This window comes from Mycobacterium sp. G7A2 (assembly GCF_041902445.1).
Lineage (GTDB): Bacteria > Actinomycetota > Actinomycetes > Mycobacteriales > Mycobacteriaceae > Mycobacterium.
In genome coordinates, this window is the sequence record NZ_CP169251.1 from 834,083 (window position 1) to 856,297 (window position 22,215).

Genomic DNA, 22,215 nt, shown 5'->3' on the forward strand with positions numbered 1-22,215 from the left:
CAGTACCTTTCAGCGGAGCTGGACAGCGATGGGAAGGTGCGCGAATCCGCGGACATTGCTCGAGTGCACGCGGACGGCGTTGTCCTCGTCCACCTCGTATCCGCTGATGCGCTTGAACAACTCGGCCAGCGCCACCCGGGCCTCCATCCGGGCCAGGTGCGCGCCGAGACAGAAGTGGGCTCCGCTACCGAAACTCATCAGCTTCGAGCCGATCTCCCGGCCGATCACGTAGTCGTCGGGGTTCTCGAACGCCCGCTCGTCGCGGTGCGCAGAACCGGGGAGCAGCAGCAGGACGTCACCGTCCGGGATGGTGGTGTCATACAGCGTCAGTCCGCCGGCGACGGTGCGGGCAAGGATCTGGCTGGACGTGTCATAGCGCAGGGTCTCCTCGACCCACAGCGGGACGCGGTCCAGGTCGTCGTAGACAGCGGTGAGCTGGTCGGGGTTGCGGTGACCCCAGAACGCCGCGTTGGCGAGGAGTTTGGTGGTCGTCTCGTTTCCCGCGATCACCATCAGGAACATGAACCCGAGAATCTCGTCGTCGGTGAGGCGGTCACCGTCGATCTCGGCCTCCAGCAGTGCCGAGGTCAGATCATCGGTCAGCTGTTTGCGCCGTTCGGCCACCATCGACTGGTAGTAGACGATCAGGTTCAGTGACGCTTCCACCGCCGCCGCGGGCACGTCGGTGACGCCCTCCTCGCGGTGCATCACCCCGTCGGCCCACGCCCGGACCTGCACCCGGTCGGCCTCCGGCACGCCCATCAACTCGGAGATGACGTCCATCGGCAGCTTGCCGGCGAACTCGTCGACGAAGTCGACGGTGCCGACGGTGTCGCTGCTGCGGACCTTCTCCAACATCGCGTCCAGGTGGCGGGTCGCGATCTCGGTCACCCGCGGCTCCAGCTCGCGGATGCGTCGCGGCGTGAACCCCTTGGACACCAGCGTGCGCAGTCGCAGATGGTCCGGGTCATCCATGGCCAGAAAGGACATCGTCTTGGACGCATGCGGGCCGCGCGACGCCGGGTCCAGTGAGACGCCGAACTTGTTCGACAACGTGGTGCTGTTACGGAAACCCTGCAGCACATCCTGGTGCCGCGAGAGCGCCCAGAAGCCCAGCTCCTCGTTGCGGTACAAGGGCGCCTCGTCGCGCAGCCGCTGGTAGTACGGGTACGGATCCTCGTGGAAGTCGTAGTCGTACGGGTCGAGCTTGACGTCGCTGATGGTCATCGGTCCTCTCCGACGCTGGGTCTCACTTGTCGTCTCCGACGACGGGTCTCATTTGTCGTCTCCGACGACGGGTCTCATTTGTCATCTCCGACGATGAGACCGACCACGTAACTCAGGCGGTCGGCGATCTGGTGGTAGGTGAACGCGCCGCTGCCGGCATTGACCAGCGCACCGAAGAACGTCATCTCCAGCGCGGCCAGGGTTCGTGGGTCGGGGTCCGGGCCGACCGCGGCCCGGATGCGGCGGTGGATCTCGCTGCCGATGCGCTCCCGCACCGCGCGCACCGCTGCGTCATTGCCGGACAACAGTGCCGTCGTGCACGCCGCGGCGACCTCCGGTTCGTCGGCGACCGTCAGCGCCATCGCCCGCAGGGTCTTCTCGACCCGGCTGCTGGTCGTGTCGTTGACATCCGTGAAGTAGTCGACCTTGCGGATCAGGTCGAGGTAGACCTCGGCGATGAGGTGGTTCTTCGACGAGAAGTACGTGTACGCCGTCGCCGGGGCCACTTTCGCCCGGGCTGCCACGGCGCGCACCGTCAGGTCGGCGTAGGACGATTCGCGCAGCATCTCGATCCCGGCGGAGAGCACCTTGCGGAAGGTCTCTTCCTGCCGCCGGTTGCGCGGTGGTCCCTGCGTCGAATCTGTGAGCGCAGCAACAGCATCACTGGACACTTGTCCAAGCTATCGGAACCTGCTGCCATCCGGCAAGTAGCGGCGTGAATATGCAGTTGAAACAGCATGCGGCTGGTCTCCGTGACGTCCGACCTTGATTCGTCCGATGGTGTGGGTCTATCGTTCGAAGCGACTATCTCGGACAGTTGTCCAGATTCACGACACAGGAGGTGGGATGGCAATCCTGGCCGATCGCGAGAGCCGGCTGCTCATCGACGGCAAGCTCGTCACCGGCAGTGCGGGTACCTTCCCCACGGTCAATCCCGCCACCGAGGAAACGCTGGGCGTCGCGGCCGATGCGAGTGCCGAGGACATGGGTGCGGCCATCGGGGCGGCGCGGCGGGCGTTCGACGAGACGGACTGGTCGACGAACACCGAGCTGCGGGTGCGCTGCCTGCGTCAGCTGCAGCAGGCCATGCGTCACCACATCGAGGACCTCCGGGAGCTGACCATCGCCGAGGTCGGCGCGCCCCGGATGCTGACCTCGGCCGCCCAGCTCGAGGGTCCTGTGGAGGACCTGAGCTTCTGCGCCGACACCGCCGAGTCCTACCAGTGGACCAGTGACCTCGGGATCGCCTCGCCGATGGGCATCAAGACCCACCGCACGATCGCCCGCGAAGCCGTCGGGGTCGTCGGCGCGATCACGCCGTGGAACTTCCCGCACCAGATCAACCTCGCCAAAATCGGGCCGGCCCTGGCGGCGGGAAACACGTTGGTGCTCAAGCCCGCTCCCGACACGCCGTGGGCTGCGGCGGTGCTCGGCGAGCTGATCGCCGAGCACACCGACTTCCCCGCCGGTGTCGTCAACATCGTCACGGCCAGCGACCACAGTGTCGGGGCGTTGCTGTCGAAGGACCCGAGGGTCGACATGGTGTCGTTCACCGGGTCGACCAACACCGGCCGGGCCGTGATGGCCGACGGCGCGGCGACGTTGAAGAAGGTGTTCCTCGAACTCGGCGGCAAGTCGGCGTTCCTCGTGCTCGACGACGCCGACCTCGCCGGAGCGTGTTCGATGGCGGCGTTCACCGCCTCGATGCACGCCGGCCAGGGCTGCGCGATCACCACCCGCCTGGTGGTGCCGCGCGACCGGTACGACGAGGCCGTGGAGGCCGCCGCCGCCACCATGGGTAGTCTCAAGCCGGGTGACCCGAACGACCCGGGCACGATCTGCGGCCCGCTGATCTCCGAGCGCCAGCGCGACCGCGTCCAGGGCTACCTGGATTCGGCGAGTGCCGAGGGTGGCCGGTTCGCCTGCGGCGGAGGTCGTCCCGCCAGCCGGGACACCGGTTTCTTCATCGAACCGACGGTGATCGCCGGGCTGGACAACACCGCCAAGGTGGCCCGTGAGGAGATCTTCGGTCCGGTCTTGACCGTCATCGCACACGACGGCGACGACGACGCCGTGCGCATCGCCAACGACTCGCCGTACGGGCTGTCGGGCACCGTGTTCTCGGCCGATGCCGACCGGGCCGCCGGCATCGCCGCCCGGATGCGGGTCGGCACCGTCAACGTCAACGGCGGCGTCTGGTACTCGGCGGACATGCCGTTCGGCGGCTACAAGCAGTCCGGCATCGGCAGGGAGATGGGTCTGGCCGGCTTCGAGGAATACCTCGAGATCAAGGCGATCGCCACAGCAGCGCAGTAACTCCGCTCGAACTCGACAGGGATCGAACCCGACAAGGAAGGCACCCGTGGGACTTTACGGAGATCAGTTCAACGAGAAGGTGGCGATCGTCACCGGGGCGGGCGGCGGTATCGGCCAGGCCTACGCCGAGGCGTTGGCACGCGAAGGCGCAGCGGTGGTCGTCGCCGACATCAACACCGAGGGGGCGCAGAAGGTCGTCGACGGGATCAAGGGTGAGGGCGGCACGGCCTTGGCGGTACCGGTCGATGTCTCTGATCCCGACTCCGCCAAAGACATGGCAGCCCAGACGCTCTCGGAGTTCGGCGGCATCGACTACCTGGTCAACAACGCCGCCATCTTCGGCGGGATGAAGTTGGACTTCCTCATCACCGTCGACTGGGACTACTACAAGAAGTTCATGAGCGTGAACCTCGACGGCGCGCTGGTGTGCACCCGGGCCGTGTACCGCAAGATGGCCAAGCGGGGCGGCGGCGCGATCGTCAACCAGTCCTCGACCGCGGCGTGGCTGTATTCGAACTTCTACGGCCTGGCCAAGGCCGGCGTCAACGGACTGACCCAGCAGCTGGCTACCGAGCTCGGCGGCCAGAACATCCGGGTCAACGCGATCGCCCCGGGCCCGATCGACACCGAGGCCAACAGGACCTCCACTCCGCAGGAGATCGTCGAGGACATCGTCAAGAAGCTGCCGCTGTCGCGCATGGGCGAGCCCGAGGACCTGGTCGGCATGTGCCTGTTCCTGCTCTCGGATCAGGCCAAGTGGATCACCGGCCAGATCTTCAATGTCGACGGCGGACAGATCATCCGCTCATGAGCGAACCCAAGCTCGGCTACATCGGCCTGGGCAACCAGGGTGCGCCGATGGCCAAGCGCCTGGTCGACTGGCCGGGCGGCCTCGTGGTGTTCGACGTGCGCCGCGACGCGATGACGCCGCTGGCAGAGCTCGGGGCAACGATGGCCGACAGTGTCGCCGATGTCGCCGCCGCCGACGTGATCAGCGTGACGGTGCTCAACGACGATCAGGTGCGCGAGGTGGTCGGCGAGCTCGGTGAGCATGCCAAGGCCGGAACCGTCATCGCGATCCACTCGACGATCGAACCGGAGACCGCTCCTGAACTGGCAGACCAGTTGCGCAGCAGGGGTGTCCACGTCGTGGATGCCCCCGTCAGCGGTGGAGCCGGTGCAGCAGACAAGGGCGAACTGGCCGTCATGGTCGGTGCGGACGACGAGGCCTACGACATCGTCAAGCCGGTGTTCAAGAAGTGGGCTTCAATGGTGGTGCGGGCCGGCGAACCAGGTGCGGGCACCCGGATGAAACTGGCCCGCAACATGCTGACCTTCGTCGGCTTCGCCGCCGTGTGCGAAGCGCAACGCCTGGCGGAGGCGGCCGGCATCGATCTGCAGAAGCTCGGACGGGTGGTGCGGCACAGCGACGAGCAGAGCGGTGGGCCCGGCGCGATCATGTACCGCGACGACACCACCCCGCTGGCGCCGGACCACTTCCTTCACGACATGTTCGTCCACACCCGGGGGCTGGGGGAGAAGGACCTGCGCCTGGCCTTGCGCCTCGGTGAGGCCAACGGAGTGCAGCTTCCGCTGGCCGAAATCGCCCTGCGGGATCTGGCCGCCGGCCTCGGCGTGCCACACACGACCTCGACGGTGAAGGAGTAACGCGGATGGACGAGACGCGCCGCAGAGGCCTGGAGAAGATGAACGAGGTGTACGGCTGGGAGATGCCCAACGTCGAGGGCGATCCGTACTTCGACCTCACCGTCGACCACCTCTTCGCCAACATCTGGACCAGGCCGGGCCTGTCGATGCGGGAGAAGCGGATGATGACGCTGACCGTGGTGACCGCGGTCGGCAATGCCGATCTGGCCGAGATCCAGGCCAACGCCGCTCTGGCCAACGGGGAGCTCACCGTCGAGGAGCTCAAGGAGATGGCGGTCTTTCTGACCCACTACCTGGGCTTTCCGCTCGGATCGAAGCTCGACGGCGTCGTCTCCAAGGTGGCCAAGCAGCGCAAGAAGGCTGCCGAGAAGGGGCAGGCCGAGGACAAGCGGGCGAATGTCAACGCTGCGGTGAACATGCATTCGGGAGGTCGTCTCGGTGATGAGTAGGTACGCAGCGCTCTCCCGCGAGGAACTCGCTGTCCTCGTCCCGGAGTTGCTGCTCATCGGTCAGTTGATCGACCGGTCCGGAATGGCTTGGTGCATCTCGTCGTTCGGCCGCGAGGAGATGTTGCAGATCGCGATCGAGGAGTGGGCCGGCGCCAGCCCGCTGTACACCAAGCGGATGCAGAAGGCGCTCGACTACGAAGGCGTCGACATCGTCACCGTTTTCAAGGGTTTGCAGCTGGACATCGGCGCGCCGCCGCAGTTCATGGATTTTCGGTACACCGTGCACGACCGGTGGCACGGCGAGTTCCACCTCGACCACTGCGGCGCCCTGCTCGACGTGGAACCGATGGGCGAGGACTACGTGCGCGGGATGTGCCACGACATCGAGGATCCGACGTTCGACGCCACCGCGCTCGCCACCAATCGTCGATGCCAGGTGCGTCCGATCCACCGGCCGCCGCGCACGCCCTCAGACCGGCATCCGCACTGCGCGTGGACGGTGATCATCGACGATTCCCACCCCGAGGTGGACTTCATCCCGCAGCTCGACATCGTTGCGGCCACCAACGCGCACAACACCGTGCTCGAGCCGATCGATCGCGACGACGACGGGTTGGCCGATTATGCGGGGCCGCTGCTGTCGGACGTGGACTTCGGTGCGTTCTCCCATTCGGCGTTGGTGCGCATCGCCGACGAAGTGTGTCTGCAGATGCACCTGTTGGTGCTGTCATTCAATCTCGCGGTCCGTGCGCGCGCCAACGGCGATGTCGCGCTGGAGGAATCGATTCGATACAAGGCGCTGACCGGTATCGCCGGTGTGGCCGCCGACCGTATTCGCGCAGCGTTGGGAATTCCCTCCGACGCCAAGGGCGCGTTGCGGGTGCTGGAGCTGCACCCGCTACTCAATCCGGCGGCCTACGTCTTCGCCGACATCGATCCCGAGTACGTGCATGTGCGGCGCTCGCCGGCCCATGACGACGGAGCATGGATCTCACTGGTGTCGCCCGCGGCCGACCGGCCGGTTCAGGCGATCGTCCAGGCCGTCGACCCGCACCTGCGGGCCGAACTCAGCGGCACCGAAAACGATTGGACAGTAAGGGTCGTCACCGCAGACACCGCTGCCGAGGAATTCTCCGAGGTCTCGGTGTGCAAGGTCTCGGGTGGGGCATCCTGGGTCTTCGAAGACCGGAGGTCGCTTCCGCTGACGGTGGTTTAACCCGGCCGCAGCGCCCTGCCGACCCACCGGTGTAGGTACGCGCGAAGCTCCTGACCGCGGCGCGGCGGTCGGCCCGGGTCGATGACGAACGACTGGATGATGCGCAGCAGGTGCTCGGCCAGTTCCTCGAGATCGGCCTCGCTGTAACCTGCCGCGGCCCAGTCGACGTCGAGGCGCTGGACCATGTCGCGGGCGAAGCGCAGGGCCACATCGGAGGTGACCGATTCGGCGTGCTGGGAGCCGCCGGGCACCATGAGCATTCCGATGTACTTCTCCCGGGGTAGCCACTCCAGTGCAGCGGCCACGGCTTCGGTGACCGCTTCGGGTGGGCTGGTGATCCCTGCGACGTGCTCGGTCAAGCGCTCCAGGAATCCGTCGACCGCATGCACCGCCGCGGCGACCAGAAGTGCCTCGGTACTGGCGAAATAGCGATAGACGGTTTGGCGGGTCACCCCGACGGTGCGGGCCACGTCGCTGATGCTGAAGTCCGCGCCATGAAGTTCGATGGTCTTGCCGGCAGCGTCCAGGATGCGTGCGATGGCCTCCTCATCCGAGGCCGGCTTGGCTCCGGACCAACCGTGGGTGCGCACGGATGCACTCTAGCCACCGCCGGCATTCACCGTTGAGGCTGCGCTGGCGGCGGGCGTCACTCGCACTTTCCCGCCGTGGATGCACTCTCAACGCAGGTTCTAGCGGTAGGAGACCTCGAGTTCCTTGACGCCGTTGATCCACCCTGAGCGCAGCCGCTTCGGCTCTGCCAGTTTGGCGATGTCGGGAACCTGGTCGGCGAGCTCGTCGAAGATCAGTTTGATCTCCATGCGGGCCAGGTTCGCCCCGATGCAGTAGTGCGCTCCGTTGCCGCCGAATGCCAGGTGCGGGTTGGGATTACGCAGGATGTCGAACTCGAACGGCCGGTCGAAGACGTCCTCGTCGAAGTTCGCTGAGCTGTAGAACAATCCCGCGCGCTGGCCCTCCCGGATCGTCACCCCGCCCAGTTCGACGTCCTCCAGGGCGGTGCGCTGAAAGCAGTGCACCGGAGTGGCCCACCGGATGATCTCGTCGATTGCGCTGTCGGGGCGTTCCCGCTTGAACAACTCCCACTGGTCCGGATTGTCGAAGAACGCGTTCATGCCGTGGGTCATCGCGTTGCGGGTGGTCTCGTTGCCGGCCACCGCCAGCAGGATCACGAAGAACGCGAACTCCACGTCCTCCATCGCCTCGCCATCGATGTCGGCCTGGACCAATCGCGTCACGATGTCGTCGGCAGGACAGCGGCGCCGTTCCTCAGCCATCGTGTACGCGTAGCCCATCAGTTCTGCGTTGGCGGTGGTCGGGTCGGAGTCGAAGTCCGGGTCGTCGGTGTTCATGATGCAGTTCGTCCAATGGAAGAGCCGCTCGCGATCCGCCTCCGGTACTCCGATCAGATCCGCGATGGCCTGTAGCGGCAGGTTCATCGCGACGTCGGCAACGAAGTCACCGGAGCTCTTGGCGGCCGCGGCGGCGACGATTTCCCGGGACGCGACGGCCAGCTTCTCCTCGAGCGCGGCGACGGCGCGCGGGGTGAACAGCCGCGACACGATCTTGCGTAGCCGGGTGTGTTCAGGTGCGTCGTGGTTGATCAGCAGCGCCTTGGTCAGATCCAGCTGTTCTGCGGTGACCCCGTCGGGCAGCCGCATCACCGCACCCTTGCGGTTGGTCGACCACTGTCCGCTGTTGCGGGAGATGTCCTTGATGTCGGCGTGACGGGTGATCACCCAGTAGCCGCCGTCGTCGAAGATCGTGTCGGTCTGCTCGTTCCACCAGACCGGCGCGGTCTTGCGCAGCTGCGCGAACTCCTCGACGGGAATGCCTTCGACGAGGACGTCGGGGTCGGTGAAGTCATAGCCTCGGGGCAGAAAAGGGCAGCTCGCAGCGGTGGTCATGGTGATCGCTCCTGTGTGACGTACAACACTTCGCTACGACCATACACTAGCTCGACAAACTGTATGGCCGAGCGATCGGCGTCGAAGGTGTTCGCGGTGCCGGGACGCTCGGCGTCAGTGAGGGAGCGGTGGCTGCCCCACCTGGCGGGCGGGCATTAGGGTGGTGACCTGTGCACGTCCTGGTGGTCGGATCCGGAGCCCGTGAACACGCGCTGCTGCTTGCGCTGCGCCGAGACCCGGAGGTCGACACGGTGTCGGTCGCGCCCGGCAATGCCGGGACCGCGGCCGTGGCCGACCAGTACGAGGTCGACGTGACGTCCGGCGAGGACGTCACCGCGCTGGCCACCCGGATCGGCGCCGATCTGGTGGTCGTAGGACCCGAGGTGCCGCTGGTGCTCGGGGTGGCCGACGCGGTGCGCGCGGCCGGAATCGACTGCTTCGGCCCGACCAGAGAGGCCGCCCGCATCGAGGGGTCGAAAGCGTTCGCCAAAGACGTCATGGCCGCTGCCGGCGTACGGACGGCGACCAGCGAGATCGTCGACAACCCCGCCCACCTCGACACCGCACTGGACCGCTTCGGTCCCCCGGGCGGGTTCGCGGCCTGGGTGGTCAAGGACGACGGTCTGGCCGCCGGTAAGGGCGTGGTCGTCACCGCTGACCGCGACGCTGCCCGCGCACATGCCGCGAGCCTGCTCGAGGCCGGTCATCCTGTGCTGCTCGAGTCCTTTCTCGACGGGCCCGAGGTGTCGCTGTTCTGCGTCGTGGACGGCGACGTCGTCGTCCCGTTGCTGCCCGCCCAGGACTTCAAACGGGTCGGTGACGGGGACAGCGGACCCAACACCGGCGGCATGGGGGCCTACACCCCGTTACCGTGGCTGCCCGGTGAGGTGACGGCGAGCATCGTCGACGAGATCGTCAAACCCGTTGCCGCGGAACTGGTCAGCCGCGGCTGCCCGTTCTCAGGCCTGCTCTATGCCGGGCTGGCCGTCACCTCGCAGGGGCCCGCGGTGGTCGAATTCAATTGCCGCTTCGGCGATCCGGAGACCCAGGCGGTCCTGGCTCTGCTCGAGTCCCCGCTCGGTCAACTGCTGCGTGCCGCTGCCACCGGTGAACTGTCCGGCCAACCGCCCCTGCAGTGGCGTGACGGCGCGGCGGTCGCGGTAGTGCTGGCCGCCGAGAACTACCCCGGCCGGCCGCGAGTCGGTGACGTCATCCAGGGCGCGGACGGCGACGGCGTTCTGCATGCGGGTACCGCCCGGCGCGACGACGGGGCCGTGGTGTCCTCCGGCGGCCGAGTGCTTTCGGTGGTCGGCGTCGGTGACGACCTGGCCGCGGCGCGTGACGCCGCATACGCCCGGATCGGCTCGATCCGCCTGCCCGGCAGTCACTTCCGCAGCGACATCGGCCTCGCCGCTCAGGAGGGCCGGATCTCGGTCTAGGCCGTCAGCAACGGCGCCGCCCAGACCAATTCCGAGCTGAGTTGCGACGACCAGTACGCGGCGTTGTGGCCACCGGGTGTGAAGCCGCCCGCCGGTGGATTCGGCAGCTGGGCGATGAACTGCCGGGTCGCCGCGGAAAATGGGTCGTCGTCACCGCAGTCGATGCGCAACGGAATGCCGTCGAGCGACGCCAGCCCCCACACGCTGTTGGCGGCATAGTCGTCGGGCCCGTCGAACGCCCCCGGCGCGGCCGCACCGGCACTCGTCCACAGCGCCGGGCTGACCGCGCAGATCGCTGCGGTGCGTGCCGCGCCGAGCCGGGAACCCAGCAGCATCGCGCCGTATCCGCCCATGGACCAACCGAGGAAGGCCACCCGCGACGTGTCCACACCGTGGTCGGCGAGTAGCGGGACGAACTCGTCGAGCACCATCGCCCCCGAGTCGTCTCCGGAGGCGCGCCGATGCCAGTAGCCGTTCCCCCCGTCGACGGCAGCCAGCGCGAACGGAGCCACCCCGGCGGCCACCGCGTCAGCCAGAAACCGTTCGGCGCCCATCGACATCACCGTCTGCGCATTGGAGTCCTTGCCGTGCAGAAGGATCACTGGACGCAGCGGCTCGGTCTGCCCCGGCGGGCGCGCGATGATCCAGTTGGTCGACGCACCGCCGCGGGCCGCCGAGCTGAACGACCCCGACTCGTACGTCGGACGCGGTGGTGCCAGAGGTGCCGGCGGTACGGCTGCGGCGGGGGTGCTCGCCAGTGCGGAGCCCGCGGTGCAGGCGCCCAGCGCCGCGAGGCCGGTGCGTAACCCCAGGCGCAGTGCCGCGCGGCGGTTGATGGCAGACATGCGCGCCATCATGCCACCGCTCCGAGCTGAGGATTAGCTGGTGATTGGTCAAAAGGCCGATGCGCAAACCCTGTGACTGGCAGCATGCAAAGAGTGACGGCTGCGGTCACTCCCAAGGGAGAACGACGGCGGTGCGCGCTGGTCAGCGCCGCTGCCGATCTTCTCTGCGAGGGTGGCTTCGACGCGGTACGCCACCGAGCCGTCGCGCGCCGGGCCGGGCTCCCGCTGGCGTCGACGACGTACTACTTCTCGTCGTTGGACGATCTCATCGCCAAGGCGGTCGAATACGTCGGAACGCAGGAGACGCAACAGCTTCACGACAAGGTCGCCATGCTGTCCCGGCGCCGGCGCAGTGCGGAGTCCATCGCCGACATCCTCGTCGACCTGCTCGTCGGCGACAGCCCCGAACGGGTCAGCGAATATCTCATCTCGCGCTACGAGCGGTTGATCGCCTGTGCCCGGCAGCCGGGTTTGCGCAATGTGCAGCGTCATATCCTCAAGCAGCGCACCGAGGCCGTCGTCGAGATCATCGAGCGGTCCGGCAGATGTGTGCGCCCCGAGTTGGTGAGCGCGCTCGTCTGCGCGGTCGACGGAGCAGTGGTCGCCGCGCTCGTCGGTGACGGAGTGAGTCCGCGCGAGACGGCCAGAGCGACGTTGATCGGCGTGATCGACGTGCTGGCGCCGATCGTCTCGTTTGCGAAGTGACCAGCTTGGTTATTTCCCTGTCCGTGGCGATCGGTAAATCCCTGGGTGGTGTCGTCGACGCGGCGCTGGACCGGTCCGTCGTGCTGGGTTACACCAAACTCGGCTCCGGCGTGCGCCGCCTGTGGTGGCCGGCTGACCCGGCGACGAACGCCATGGCGGGCAAGCGGGTGGTGGTCACCGGCGCGACGTCGGGTATCGGGGAGGCGATGGCCGGTAGCTTCGCGCGACTCGGCGCCACCGTGCACCTGCTCGGCCGCGACGCCGCCAGGGTGAGCCGTAGCGCAGGCGCGGTCCGCGCCTCGGTCCCCGACGCGGAGGTCGTGGAAGAAGTCTGCGACGTGTCCGACCTCGACGCGGTACGGGGCTGGACGACTGATCTGTCCGGCCGCGTCGACGCGCTGCACGGGTTGGTGCACAACGCGGGCCTGATGCCCAAGCGTCGCGACGAAACTCCGCAGGGGCATGAGATCCAGCTCGCCTGCCATGTCCTGGGTCCGCACTTGATGACTGTGCAGCTGCTGGATCTGCTGCAGGTACCGGACCGGGCTGCCGTGGTGTTCATGTCCTCTGGCGGGATGTACACCGCACCGTTGCAACGCTGGTCGGTTGACGAACTCGAATCCCGCGACGGCCCCTACAACGGCGTCCGGACCTATGCCCGGACGAAGCGGATGCAGGTTGTGCTCGCCGATGAATGGGCGAAGGCCATGACGGGCAGCGGCGTTCATGTCTACAGTGCCCATCCGGGATGGGTCGAGACGCCGGGGGTGGCCGAAGCCCTGCCGGTGTTTCGTAGCGTCACCAAGCCGCTGCTGCGGGGCGCCGAGGACGGAGCCGACACCGCGGTGTGGCTGGTGGCGACGTGTCCGGAGTCGAAACCGGGTCACTTCTGGCACGACCGCGTGCAGCGGCCGACGACGTTCGGTTGGCAACGGCACCAGGACCCGCGAGCCGCCGCTGCCTTTCTGAACCAGGTGTCGGCGCTGACCGGCACCGAGCGCAACGTAGTGTCCGAGCACAACTGATCATCTGGGGGAGGCGCGATGTCGGAGTCGGTCGCAGGTCAGCAGACCGAGGAGAACACCCCCGAGCTCAAGCGTGTGATGGGCCCGGGGCTGCTGCTGTTGTTCGTCGTCGGTGACATCCTCGGTACCGGCGTCTACGCGCTCGTGGGCGACGTGGCGGGCGAAGTCGGTGGGGCGGCGTGGCTCCCGTTCCTGGTCGCCTTCGCCGTCGCCACCGTCACCGCGTTCAGCTACCTGGAGCTGGTGACCAAGTACCCACAGGCTGCGGGCGCAGCGTTATACGCGCACAAGGCATTCGGCATCCATTTCGTCACGTTCCTCGTCGCGTTCGTGGTCATGTGCTCCGGAATCACCTCGGCCTCAACGGCATCGCGTGCTTTCTCGGCGAACTTCTTCGAGGGCATCGGCATGGCCGAGCCGTCGAAGCTCGGGGTGGCGCTGCTGGCACTGGGTTTCATGGCGGCGCTGGCAGCCATCAACTTTCGTGGTGTCGGTGAGAGCATCAAGCTGAACGTGGTGCTGACCATCGTCGAGATCACCGGTCTGGTCGCCGTGATCATGGTCGGCATGTGGGCGTTCAGCGGCGGTGACGTCGACTTCTCGCGGGTCGTCGCGTTCGACACCGCCGACCAGAAGAACACCTTCATGGCCGTCACCGCAGCGACGTCGTTGGCGTTCTTCGCGATGGTCGGCTTCGAGGACTCGGTAAACATGGCCGAGGAGACCAAAGACCCCGTCAAGACGTTCCCGAAGATCCTGCTGTCAGGTCTGTCGATCGCCGGGATCGTCTACATCCTGGTGTCTATCGTGGCCGTGGCGCTCGTGCCCGTGGGTGAACTGCAGGCCAGCGACACCCCGCTTGTCGAGGTGGTGAAAGCGGGCGCACCTGGGCTGCCCATCGACGAGATCTTCCCGTTCATCACCATGTTCGCCGTGTCGAACACCGCGCTGATCAACATGTTGATGGCCAGCCGCTTGATCTACGGGATGGCCCGCCAGCATGTGTTGCCACCGGGACTCGGGGTGGTGCATCCGACCCGTCGCTCGCCCTGGGCGGCCATCATCTTCACCACCGTGATCGCGTTCGGCCTGATCATCTACGTCTCGACCGCCGCCAGCGACAACGCGATCTCGGTGCTCGGCGGCACCACGAGCCTGCTGCTGCTGGCGGTGTTCGCGGTTGTCAACGTCGCCGTGCTGGTGCTCCGGCGCGACGTCCGGCAGGCCGGCGGCTACTTCAAGACCCCGACGGTGCTGCCGGTCATCGGCTTCCTCGTTTCGCTGTATCTCGTGACGCCGCTGTCGGGCCGACCCGCGCAGCAGTACCTCGTTGCCGGGGCGTTGGTGATCATCGGCATCGTGTTGTTCTTCGTCACCCAGTTGATCAACCGGCAGCTCGGCATTCGCGACGGCCACATCACCGACCCGACGCACCTGGGGTCCGGGCCGGACTGAGCGGCAGTCGGGCGCTCGCCGTCACTCCGAGTGCCGACAGTTCGCGCCGGACGCTGGGTGCCGTCTGGCGCTCGGGGGGCTCGCGTCGGGGGCGGCGTGCCTCAGTAGGGCTCGCCGACCATCACAGGTGATCACACTTATCCACAGGGCGCCCAACTTGTGTTGGCCGCATGTCGGCGGGTCGACATAAAATCGAACACGTGTTCGACGAATCGCTGCCGGAGATTCCCTCCCTGGGGAAACTGAGTGCGCGCGAGCTCGTTGACGCGGCGCGGGGCTGGGCGCGGGCGGAGAACGCGGCGGGCGCGCGCAAGCTGGCGGTGATGGCCGAACTCTTCGCCCGCCGCACCGGTCTGGCTGCTGAGGAGCGAGAAGACTGGTGGGTCGATCCGGATGCCGCGGTGGCCGCCGAGCTGGCCGCCGCTCTCGATCTGACGCAAGGGCTGGCGTTGGCTCAGACCCACCGTGGGGTGGCATTGCGTGACCGGCTGCCCAGAGTGGCGGCGCTGTTCGAGGCCGGCCTGATCAACGACATCCTGGTGCGCGCCATCGTGTGGCGCACCTACCTGATCGACGACGAGACCGCGATGGCGGCCGTGGACGCAGACCTCGCCGAGGTGATCACCGGCTGGGGACCTCTGTCGGCGCCCAAAGTCGAACGTGCCATCGACGCGATCGTCGACCGCCACGACCCGGGGGCGCTGCGACGCAGCCGCGAATCGGGCTCGTCACGCACGGTGGAATTCGGCGGCCCGAAGGACGTTCCGGGCATCACCAGCCTGTACGCGCGAATGAATGCCGCCGACGCCGCAGCCATGAGAGCGCGGGTGGAGGACCTGGCTCACAGCGTCTGCGAGGCTGATCCGCGCAGCCTCGACGAGCGACGCAACGACGCCTTCGCGGCCCTCGGTCTCGAGATGGACAGCCTGCCTTGTCAGTGCGGCACGGAGGGCTGCGAGGCGGCCGGCAGGCGGCCCGCCCGCGACACCACCATCTACGTCATCGCCGAGCGGGCCGCCATAGCCGAAGCAGCAGATGCCTCAAATCCCGATTCCACTCACAGGCTCGACGACGATGCCCAGCGCGATTGCGAGGAAGTGACGCGCGACAGGGCGGCTGGACCGGCTGAGGCTGCCGTGGCTGGGTCGGCTGGACCGGACGTGGCTGGGTCGGCTGGACCGGACGTGGCTGGGTCGGCTGACATGGCTGGGCCGGCTGGACCGGATGTGACCGGCGCGGCTGACATGACTGGGGCGGCTGGACCGGATGTGGCTGGTCCGGATGCAGCTGAGCCGGACGTGACGGGCGCGGCTGAATGCAAGGCGCCGAAGGCTCTGCCGGCCTTCATATTTGGTGCCGGTGTCACTCCGAACTGGCTCCTGGCTCAGGTGATGGACGGCGCCCGGTTCCGTGAGGTGCTTCACCCGGGGATCACCGATCCCGAACCCCGCTACACTCCATCTGCCGCCACCGCCGCGTTCGTCCGCTGCCGTGACCTGACCTGCCGGTTCCCTGGCTGCGATCGGCCCGCCTCACTGGCCGACATCGACCACACGGTGCCTTATCCGATCGGACCGACTCACCCGTCGAAGCTTAGGTGCTAGTAAACTACCCTCATGGCGAAGGTAAAGAGTCCAGGTCAGCGCGTCGGGGTGCGGTCAGTGGCGATCTATGCCCGAATTTCGGCGGATGTGGAGGGCACCGGGCTCGGGGTGGCGCGGCAGTTGGAAGATTGCCGCAAGCTCGCCGCCGATCGGGGCTGGCCGATCGGCGATGAATATGTCGACAACGACGTTTCGGCCTACTCCGGTAAGCCGCGCCGCGAGTATGCCCGCATGTTGGCCGACCTGACATCCGGTGCCCGGGATGCGGTGATCGTGTACAACCTCGATCGGCTGCACCGCCGGCCAGTCGAACTGGAAGAATTCGTGACGCTGTGTGAATCGTCGGGCGTGCGCGATGTCGCTACCGTGACCGCCGACATTGACCTGGGTAATGATGACGGGCTGTTCATGGCCCGCATCTTTGCCGCGTTTGCTGCCAAAGAATCCGGGCGCAAATCCGCCCGCGTGCGTCGCAAGCTGTTGCAGAACGCCGAACAAGGACTGCCGCACGGCTCGGTACGCCCATTCGGGTACGAGTCCGACAAGATCACCCTGCGCGACGCTGAGGCCAAGGTCATTCGCGAGATGGTCGACCGCTACCTGGCCGGCGCCTCGATCCGGTCATTGACCATCTGGCTCAACGATGCCGGCATTGCCCCGGCCGTCGCGAAGTCGTGGCAGACCTCCGCGGTACGCCAAATCCTTACCTCCGGGCGTATCGCTGGCCTGCGCGAGCACCACGGCGAGGTGATCGGCCCCGCGACCTGGACAGCGATCATCACTCCGGCCGAACGCGACCGCATCTTGGCCCGCATGGCGACCCGGGCACTGACCAAAACCCGCGCCCCACGCACCTACCTTCTGTCGGGCATGTTGCGCTGCGGGCGCTGCGGGAATCGATTGTTTTCCCAAGCACGCCACAGCAATCCAGACAACCGGGTCCGCCGCTACGTGTGTTTGAAAGGCCCCGATCACGGCGGCTGCGGCCGTCTGACGGTGGTGGCGTCGCCGGTCGAGGAACTGCTCACTGATGCTGTGTTGACCCGGTTGGACTCCCCGCAGCTCGCGGAGGCATTGGCAGGTAAGTCCAGTGTGGATGCTGATGTCGCCGCATTGGCGACCCAGCTGGAAGCCGACCAGGCCCGCTTGGATGAGCTTGCCGGACTGTATGCCGCCGGCGCGGTGTCTGCGCGGGAATGGATTGCCGCCCGCGACCCCATCACCGAGCGGATCGCCCAGGCTCGCCGCGACATCGCGCACGCTACCGACACTAGCTCGGTGGTGGATCTGGCTGGCTGCGGCGAGGTGCTGCGCGGCCAATGGGACGACCTCGACATCGACCGCCAACAAGCCATCATCAAATCAGTGCTCGATCACGCCGTCATCGCACCCGGCAACCCCGGCTCGCGCAGCCTCGACATCAATCGCGTCCAGCCAGCGTGGCGCATCTAGATGTCGTTCGGCGTGCCGTTGGCTTCTCGGATTTGAGCCAGCGTCGGTCGATCGCCAGTTCGCCCGGGGACGCGCCCACCGAGCGAGCGGCTGGCCAGGTCGGCGACGATTGACACGTATCGACGCGCTTCTCGTGCGGCTTTGCTTGCGCCCCAGAAACACTCCACTGGGAACCCTCCGCTTGCCGAACGTTTCAGGTGTGTCGTGGATATTGGTACCCGTCGCGGAGATCGGGCCGAGAGTCGATGTGTGCCCACAACTTTGACGAGTACGTTTTGTCCCTGCGGATGGTGTCGACGAGGTCGGCGAGCATCACCAGCCATGCCCATGGTGAGGCTGTCTGATATAGCTGCGGCTCGACGTGCTTGAATTTGTTGAGTACTGGTGGCGGGACGTCGGGAACGCGATGCCATACACGTGAGTGGTGAGCGCAGATGTTGCGCAGGACGACCATCGATCTCATGAGTGATGCGGTAAATCCGGAGTGGGGAAACCCGAAGGTTTTGCACACGGCGGTGCGCACGGTGTGCTGATCGAGCAGTCCATACATCTTCGACAGTGTTCCGAAGCTGAACACCTCCACCGCTGCCCATACCGGCGGCGTCTCGTTCTTTGCGGTGTGATGCGCCACGAATTTCTCTTTTGAGCGGGTGAGTTCGTCGTGGATGTCGGCGATCAGCAAATCGCGAAGAACGTTGCCGTAGCGGTCTCGCCTGTCGATGTAGGACGCCGGTTCCAGATAGCTATCCACCGGCATATGCATTGCGATGTAGTAGGCAAAGCGCGAACGGAAGGTCACTTCCAGGATCGACAGTCCCTCCATCAGGATGCAGCGAAGTTCGTGGTCGAAAGTGTAGGTCGCAGTGATCTGTGCCACGGTGCCGCCGGCGGTGAACCGGTTGTCCCCGTGTCCGGGCCGGACCTGGAAGTATCTCCAGTAACCCGAGAGTCGGTAGTAGTTGTTGTCGATCAGCAGGCGTACCGCTGCGTGGTACTCGGCCTTGCGCTGCTCGTAATCGTCGTCCGGTGGCAGCGGGATGGGCAGTCCTCGTTGGACCAGCAGCTCGATCTGCTTGTCAATCGGCAGTGCGGGTTTGGCCATTCCGGGGATACTAGCCAATAAAAAGCCCCGCCTGGTTGGGGAAGCTTGCGCTCTAGCCCTGGCGGGGTCTGTTAACTACAACCTACACGACTTTGGCGACAATGAAAACTGCCCGTGCATCGCGATGTTCACCACTGTAGATCACAGTATGTCGGGGAGGTTACCCGCTGTTGACCGTTCGTATGCATCGAAATGCCTGATGAGGTCGGTGTTCCGATGCCCACCAGTTGAGCGTCGGGGCCGACGAACGTCGGGGGCAGATACGACGTCATCGCTCGGGTAACCGTGTGCCGACCGAGGGGTCTGCCCGGCCAGCGGCGGGACTAGCAATGGGGACGACCCCGTCTGCCCGAGCAGTCGCGACGTGGTCACAGCGAACGGTGCGTTGCTGGGCATCTTCACGCCGGAACGTGATCCGCCGAGACCGTTCTCAGACGCACGAGGCAAGCACGCGGCGGCCAGCGTGCCTAGCCGATAGACAGCCTGCGCGAGATGGTGGTGTGCGCCCCCGTTCGGGATCAGTATCCACGTAGATCTTTGATCTCCGGGGGAACGTTGGTTGCGTGCTGTTTTGTCCAGGTGCCGTCGTTGTCGGGCGCGACGTGGAAGGTTCCTACGTCGCTGGACAGGATCCACAGCTGATTAGGTTCTGTCGATAGCCAGGTGAACAGCACGCCGTGGCGGGTGCTGTAGGCGGCATCGTCGCGGTAGACCTCGTTGCCGTCTTTGTCGCGGATGACATCGACCAACGTTTTCACGGTGTTCTGAGGAGCGCCGTCCTCGGCGTAGGCGGTATAGAGCCCTGATGGCGAGGGTTTCGGTTCGCCGGGGCGCACGGCGCGCTCATCGGTCTCGCTGTCGCGACCGAAGAGGCCGCAGCCCACAACGGCCGCAGCTACGGCGAGTACCAGCGTCACAGTGGTGACGATTCGGAATGTCATTGGTACGGGTAGCCTTTCGCGGTGACCAAAGCTCCGCTTTGGTCGAGGACAAACTCGGTTTGACTGTGCCAGCCGATGTGAATCTGGTAAGGGTGCGCCTGACCGAGGGTGATGATCTCGGCGATTCGGTCTTTGAACGTGTCCGTCGCATACTGAGCGTTGGCATCGATGATGTCGTTCCACTGATAGCCGCCGTCGACCGTCACCTTGTACGTGCCGGCGGATAGCGGTTCCACGTGGGTTGTCCCGTTGATTCTGAAGCCGCCCGCGTCATCGTTGGTGCCGTTGAGGTACTGGTATCCGGTGATGGATTCGCCGTTCTGCGTTGTCGCCGCGAACTGCGCAGAGTAGTCACGCTGCGCCCCGTGGCCGGCCAAGTACTCGTTGAGTGACTGTTGCGCCTGGCCACGTACCTGGCCGTCGAGTTCTCGGGCCAGCCCGTTGTGGTCCATCATGTACTGCGACCATTCGGGGTTGTCCTGGATGGTCCAGTCACGGCCACCGCCAACCAGGTAGCGATCGAGGATGGCCCGTCCCGCCCAGTCGCTGTCGAGCCAGTCAGCGCCGCCGCTGTCTCCGCCTTCGGGTCGCCGGAACAAGCCATCGTCGCGCACCCGCCGCCCGTACTCGCCGTCGGGATCGCGTTCGCGTCCGTCGGGATGGCGGGCGTCCCGATCGCGGGTTTCGCTGTCGACGAGCTGGACGGTGCCGTCGTGGCCACCGTTCTCCTCGACGAAGGTGATTCCGTCGAGTTCGGTGGCTTTGGCGGTGATCCGCCGGCCGATTAGGGTGTCGGTGGCTACGAGTTGTTCAGTGTTCCACCGGATGTTCTCGGTGTGCTCGGCGGCGGCAGTGTGGCGGGCGGCGATGGTCGACAAATCGAGGCGCCGAGTATCGGTCACGCTCAAGTCGTCGCCGACCCGAAACCCGTCGGCTTCGGCTTCGGCGATCGCTTCCAGCGCAGCCCGCTGGGCCGCCCGCAGATCGTCGGCGCCGGCCTGCGCTAGGTCGGCAGCGGCGCGCACGGTGTCACCGGCCGCGCGTACGACGTTGGTGTCCTGTGTGACCCGGTCGAGTGCGGCGTCTTTGGCGGTGCCTTCCCAGTCGGTGCCACCGGGCGCGGCGATGTTGCGGCGGTGCTGTTCGAACAGTTCCTCAGATTCACTGGCTGATATTCGCCATCGCGCTGCCGCGTGCTCAAGGTGGGTCCTGTCCCAGGTTTCGATCTGTGAGCGCGTCAGTAGCGCACCTACTGGTGTTGTCACCGCGCTCATATAGTCCTCGTCACGTTCTCGGCGGCGGCCTCGTCGCTGTGGGTGTACACCGTCGCCGCGGTCCGCAGATCACTGCCCTGGCCCGCGACCCGTCGGGATTGGCCAACCCGCAGCGCGGCCAGCGCGCGGTCCAGCGCCGCCACACCAGCATGGCTTGGCTGGCTCCCTCCTGCGTTACCACCGGAGTCGGTGGCAAGTCCTTGCGCGATCTCCGCACTGCCGACCGCAGCCTTATCGAGCCCCGCCGCGTCAACGGCCAGCCGATCTGTCACCACATCCCCCTCGACCACAGATAGCTATCCAGCACAGTATCACCTGACCACCACACTGTTCGCCAGCGTCGACGGGTTTGCTGTCACTCGATATGGCCCGCATAGGACCGGGTCGGACAGCCATCCCGACCGAGGAAACGGTGCCGTGCTCGTGGGGGCAGGGTGAAGAAGGTGAACGGCACGCCTTCGCTGGGCCAGAGGGCGCCATGCCGCATCAGCCAAGCGGCTTCAGCACTCACTGATTGTCTGAAGCTCCCCCGGCAGTGGTCGGGCGTCGACCGGCCGCAGTTCTTCGACGATCGTCTCGACTGCGCCTTGTTGGCGCATCGCCTCCGCGCGGTGCTGACCGTTCATGAACCTCAAGGGCTCGCCCGGTTCGCGGATGAGGCTGATCGGGTCCCACCACAACGACCGCGCGGCCTCAGCGATATCTGCCGGCAGGTCCGCGGGCAGATCGTGTTCGCTGCTGCCCTGCAGGGCAGCGATGCTGGCTGCGGCCCAGTCGACGGCCAGGTAACGCCCCATGTCTCGGAACGGCTGGCTGCCGGGGAGTTCACGCACCGGGATACGCCGGAGCACGACGGCATGGGTGGGAGGCGGCGGGGTGTAAGGGACGTATCCCCCGCCATGATCCCACTGGGCGCCCAGACGGTGCAGTGTTGCCAGTTCCTCGGCGTCGACCTCCCGGCAATGCGCGAACCTACCCTGGGTGTCGTAGTCGATCGCGACGACGTTCGGCCAGCCCTTGTAGCGAAGACGCGGGTTGAGCAGGTTGAAGATGAGGGTCGGCGGCGCTGTGTGCTTGCCGAAGAACTCCGCCCAGATGGTGCGTCGGTAGGCTTCGGCGGCGTTAACGTGACTGGCGCCGCGGTCACCGTCGCGCAAGGTGATCAGTGCCAGGCCGTGTCCCCGTTCGTCGCGGAACGCCTGGACGCGGGAAGTGGCGACAGCGTCGAGATGCCACATGTGGATGTCGGCCGTGCGGCCGGGGCGCTGCCACAATCTGCGCAGCGTTGCTGCTGCGTGGCGATGCCAACCAGTCATGAGATCAATTCTGACGGTGCGGCGCCCACCGTGGGTGCGACGCGCCGTGTCCTGCCGTAGCGAAGGGACGCGTGGTCATGTTGTGGCGATCTTCGGACACCGTGAGCAGGGAATCCCACCAGCGACCGCCACACCAATGCGGTCGCCGGCGGGCCGTTGGCCGGGGGGTTTTCTGGCCGCGACTGATGGTGCGCGGCGGCCAGGGGCTGGCGTCAAGGCGCGAACCGGGGTTCGCCCGCGTTGCAGCTGTGGCCTGGAC

At 66.4% G+C, this 22,215-nt stretch carries 21 protein-coding genes; 11 read left to right on the top strand and 10 right to left on the bottom strand.

What is annotated here, in order from left to right; genetic code table 11:
• Positions 1–9: 9 nt before the first annotated feature.
• Entirely contained in the window at positions 10–1,227 is a 1,218-nt protein-coding gene (locus ACEWX3_RS04050; RefSeq protein ID WP_374158731.1) for a cytochrome P450, read from the bottom strand.
• A 74-nt stretch (positions 1,228–1,301) separates the two neighbouring features.
• Positions 1,302–1,898, bottom strand: a complete 597-nt coding sequence (locus ACEWX3_RS04055) for a TetR/AcrR family transcriptional regulator (RefSeq protein ID WP_207064642.1) — start codon at positions 1,896–1,898, stop codon at positions 1,302–1,304.
• A gap of 175 nt (positions 1,899–2,073) precedes the next feature.
• Here ACEWX3_RS04055 and ACEWX3_RS04060 point away from each other — a divergent pair, with 175 nt between their 5' ends.
• The 5 genes from ACEWX3_RS04060 to ACEWX3_RS04080 are packed head-to-tail and all read left to right on the top strand — an operon-like array spanning position 2,074 to position 6,876.
• Positions 2,074–3,543, top strand: a complete 1,470-nt coding sequence (locus ACEWX3_RS04060) for an aldehyde dehydrogenase (RefSeq protein ID WP_374158732.1) — start codon at positions 2,074–2,076, stop codon at positions 3,541–3,543.
• 46 nt (positions 3,544–3,589) lie between these two features.
• Positions 3,590–4,354, top strand: coding sequence for an SDR family oxidoreductase (locus ACEWX3_RS04065; RefSeq protein ID WP_374158733.1), 765 nt, complete (start codon positions 3,590–3,592; stop codon positions 4,352–4,354).
• Positions 4,351–5,211, top strand: a complete 861-nt coding sequence (locus ACEWX3_RS04070; RefSeq protein ID WP_374158734.1) for an NAD(P)-dependent oxidoreductase — start codon at positions 4,351–4,353, stop codon at positions 5,209–5,211. The genes ACEWX3_RS04065 and ACEWX3_RS04070 overlap by 4 nt, the downstream gene beginning before the upstream one ends.
• Positions 5,212–5,216: 5 nt before the next feature.
• Positions 5,217–5,660 (top strand): carboxymuconolactone decarboxylase family protein, encoded by a 444-nt coding sequence (locus ACEWX3_RS04075; RefSeq protein ID WP_221354359.1) that lies wholly within the window; start codon positions 5,217–5,219, stop codon positions 5,658–5,660.
• Positions 5,650–6,876: a hypothetical protein gene (locus ACEWX3_RS04080; RefSeq protein ID WP_374158735.1), complete on the top strand. Its 1,227-nt coding sequence runs from the start codon at positions 5,650–5,652 to the stop codon at positions 6,874–6,876. Before ACEWX3_RS04075 ends, ACEWX3_RS04080 begins: the two co-directional genes overlap by 11 nt.
• Here ACEWX3_RS04080 and ACEWX3_RS04085 read toward each other — a convergent pair.
• Together ACEWX3_RS04085 and ACEWX3_RS04090 are read right to left on the bottom strand one after the other, a co-directional pair.
• Positions 6,873–7,466: a TetR/AcrR family transcriptional regulator gene (locus ACEWX3_RS04085; protein ID WP_374158736.1), complete on the bottom strand. Its 594-nt coding sequence runs from the start codon at positions 7,464–7,466 to the stop codon at positions 6,873–6,875. The genes ACEWX3_RS04080 and ACEWX3_RS04085 overlap by 4 nt on opposite strands.
• Before the next feature lie 99 nt (positions 7,467–7,565).
• Complete coding sequence (locus tag ACEWX3_RS04090) at positions 7,566–8,798, bottom strand: cytochrome P450 (RefSeq protein WP_374158737.1); 1,233 nt, start codon at positions 8,796–8,798, stop codon at positions 7,566–7,568.
• 170 nt (positions 8,799–8,968) lie between these two features.
• On the opposite strand from ACEWX3_RS04090, the gene purD reads away from it, so the two are divergent.
• The gene (gene purD, locus ACEWX3_RS04095) at positions 8,969–10,237 is read left to right on the top strand and encodes a phosphoribosylamine--glycine ligase (protein ID WP_207064634.1); all 1,269 of its coding nucleotides are present in this window, start codon (positions 8,969–8,971) and stop codon (positions 10,235–10,237) included.
• Here purD and ACEWX3_RS04100 read toward each other — a convergent pair.
• Positions 10,234–11,094 (bottom strand): esterase family protein, encoded by an 861-nt coding sequence (locus ACEWX3_RS04100; RefSeq protein WP_221354369.1) that lies wholly within the window; start codon positions 11,092–11,094, stop codon positions 10,234–10,236. The two genes, purD and ACEWX3_RS04100, sit on opposite strands and share 4 nt — an antisense overlap.
• 72 nt (positions 11,095–11,166) lie before the next feature.
• Between ACEWX3_RS04100 and ACEWX3_RS04105 the strand changes: the two genes are divergently transcribed.
• From ACEWX3_RS04105 to ACEWX3_RS04125, 5 genes are all read left to right on the top strand, one after another.
• Positions 11,167–11,787 carry a TetR family transcriptional regulator gene (locus ACEWX3_RS04105; protein WP_207064632.1) on the top strand — a complete coding sequence of 207 codons (621 nt, stop codon included), beginning with the start codon at positions 11,167–11,169 and terminating at the stop codon, positions 11,785–11,787.
• A complete protein-coding gene (locus ACEWX3_RS04110) occupies positions 11,784–12,812 on the top strand; it encodes an SDR family NAD(P)-dependent oxidoreductase (RefSeq protein ID WP_374158738.1) in 1,029 nt (342 codons plus the stop codon). Before ACEWX3_RS04105 ends, ACEWX3_RS04110 begins: the two co-directional genes overlap by 4 nt.
• Before the next feature lie 18 nt (positions 12,813–12,830).
• The gene (locus ACEWX3_RS04115) at positions 12,831–14,267 is read left to right on the top strand and encodes an APC family permease (RefSeq protein WP_207064631.1); all 1,437 of its coding nucleotides are present in this window, start codon (positions 12,831–12,833) and stop codon (positions 14,265–14,267) included.
• Positions 14,268–14,467: 200 nt separating this feature from the next.
• A complete protein-coding gene (locus tag ACEWX3_RS04120) occupies positions 14,468–15,871 on the top strand; it encodes a DUF222 domain-containing protein (protein ID WP_374158739.1) in 1,404 nt (467 codons plus the stop codon).
• Positions 15,872–15,883: 12 nt separating this feature from the next.
• Positions 15,884–17,323 carry a recombinase family protein gene (locus ACEWX3_RS04125; RefSeq protein WP_073908059.1) on the top strand — a complete coding sequence of 480 codons (1,440 nt, stop codon included), beginning with the start codon at positions 15,884–15,886 and terminating at the stop codon, positions 17,321–17,323.
• Between the two features lie 193 nt (positions 17,324–17,516).
• Here the strand turns inward: ACEWX3_RS04125 and ACEWX3_RS04130 are convergent, their stop codons facing one another.
• From ACEWX3_RS04130 to ACEWX3_RS04150, 5 genes are all read right to left on the bottom strand, one after another.
• A complete protein-coding gene (locus tag ACEWX3_RS04130) occupies positions 17,517–18,425 on the bottom strand; it encodes an Abi family protein (protein WP_051558597.1) in 909 nt (302 codons plus the stop codon).
• A 518-nt stretch (positions 18,426–18,943) separates the two neighbouring features.
• Entirely contained in the window at positions 18,944–19,342 is a 399-nt protein-coding gene (locus tag ACEWX3_RS04135; protein ID WP_185291709.1) for a hypothetical protein, read from the bottom strand.
• A 20-nt stretch (positions 19,343–19,362) separates the two neighbouring features.
• Positions 19,363–20,640 carry a hypothetical protein gene (locus ACEWX3_RS04140; protein ID WP_067991401.1) on the bottom strand — a complete coding sequence of 426 codons (1,278 nt, stop codon included), beginning with the start codon at positions 20,638–20,640 and terminating at the stop codon, positions 19,363–19,365.
• A complete protein-coding gene (locus ACEWX3_RS04145) occupies positions 20,637–20,912 on the bottom strand; it encodes a hypothetical protein (protein WP_036376325.1) in 276 nt (91 codons plus the stop codon). Before ACEWX3_RS04145 ends, ACEWX3_RS04140 begins: the two co-directional genes overlap by 4 nt.
• Positions 20,913–21,140: 228 nt before the next feature.
• Complete coding sequence (locus ACEWX3_RS04150) at positions 21,141–21,956, bottom strand: hypothetical protein (RefSeq protein ID WP_051558595.1); 816 nt, start codon at positions 21,954–21,956, stop codon at positions 21,141–21,143.
• Positions 21,957–22,215 lie beyond the last annotated feature (259 nt).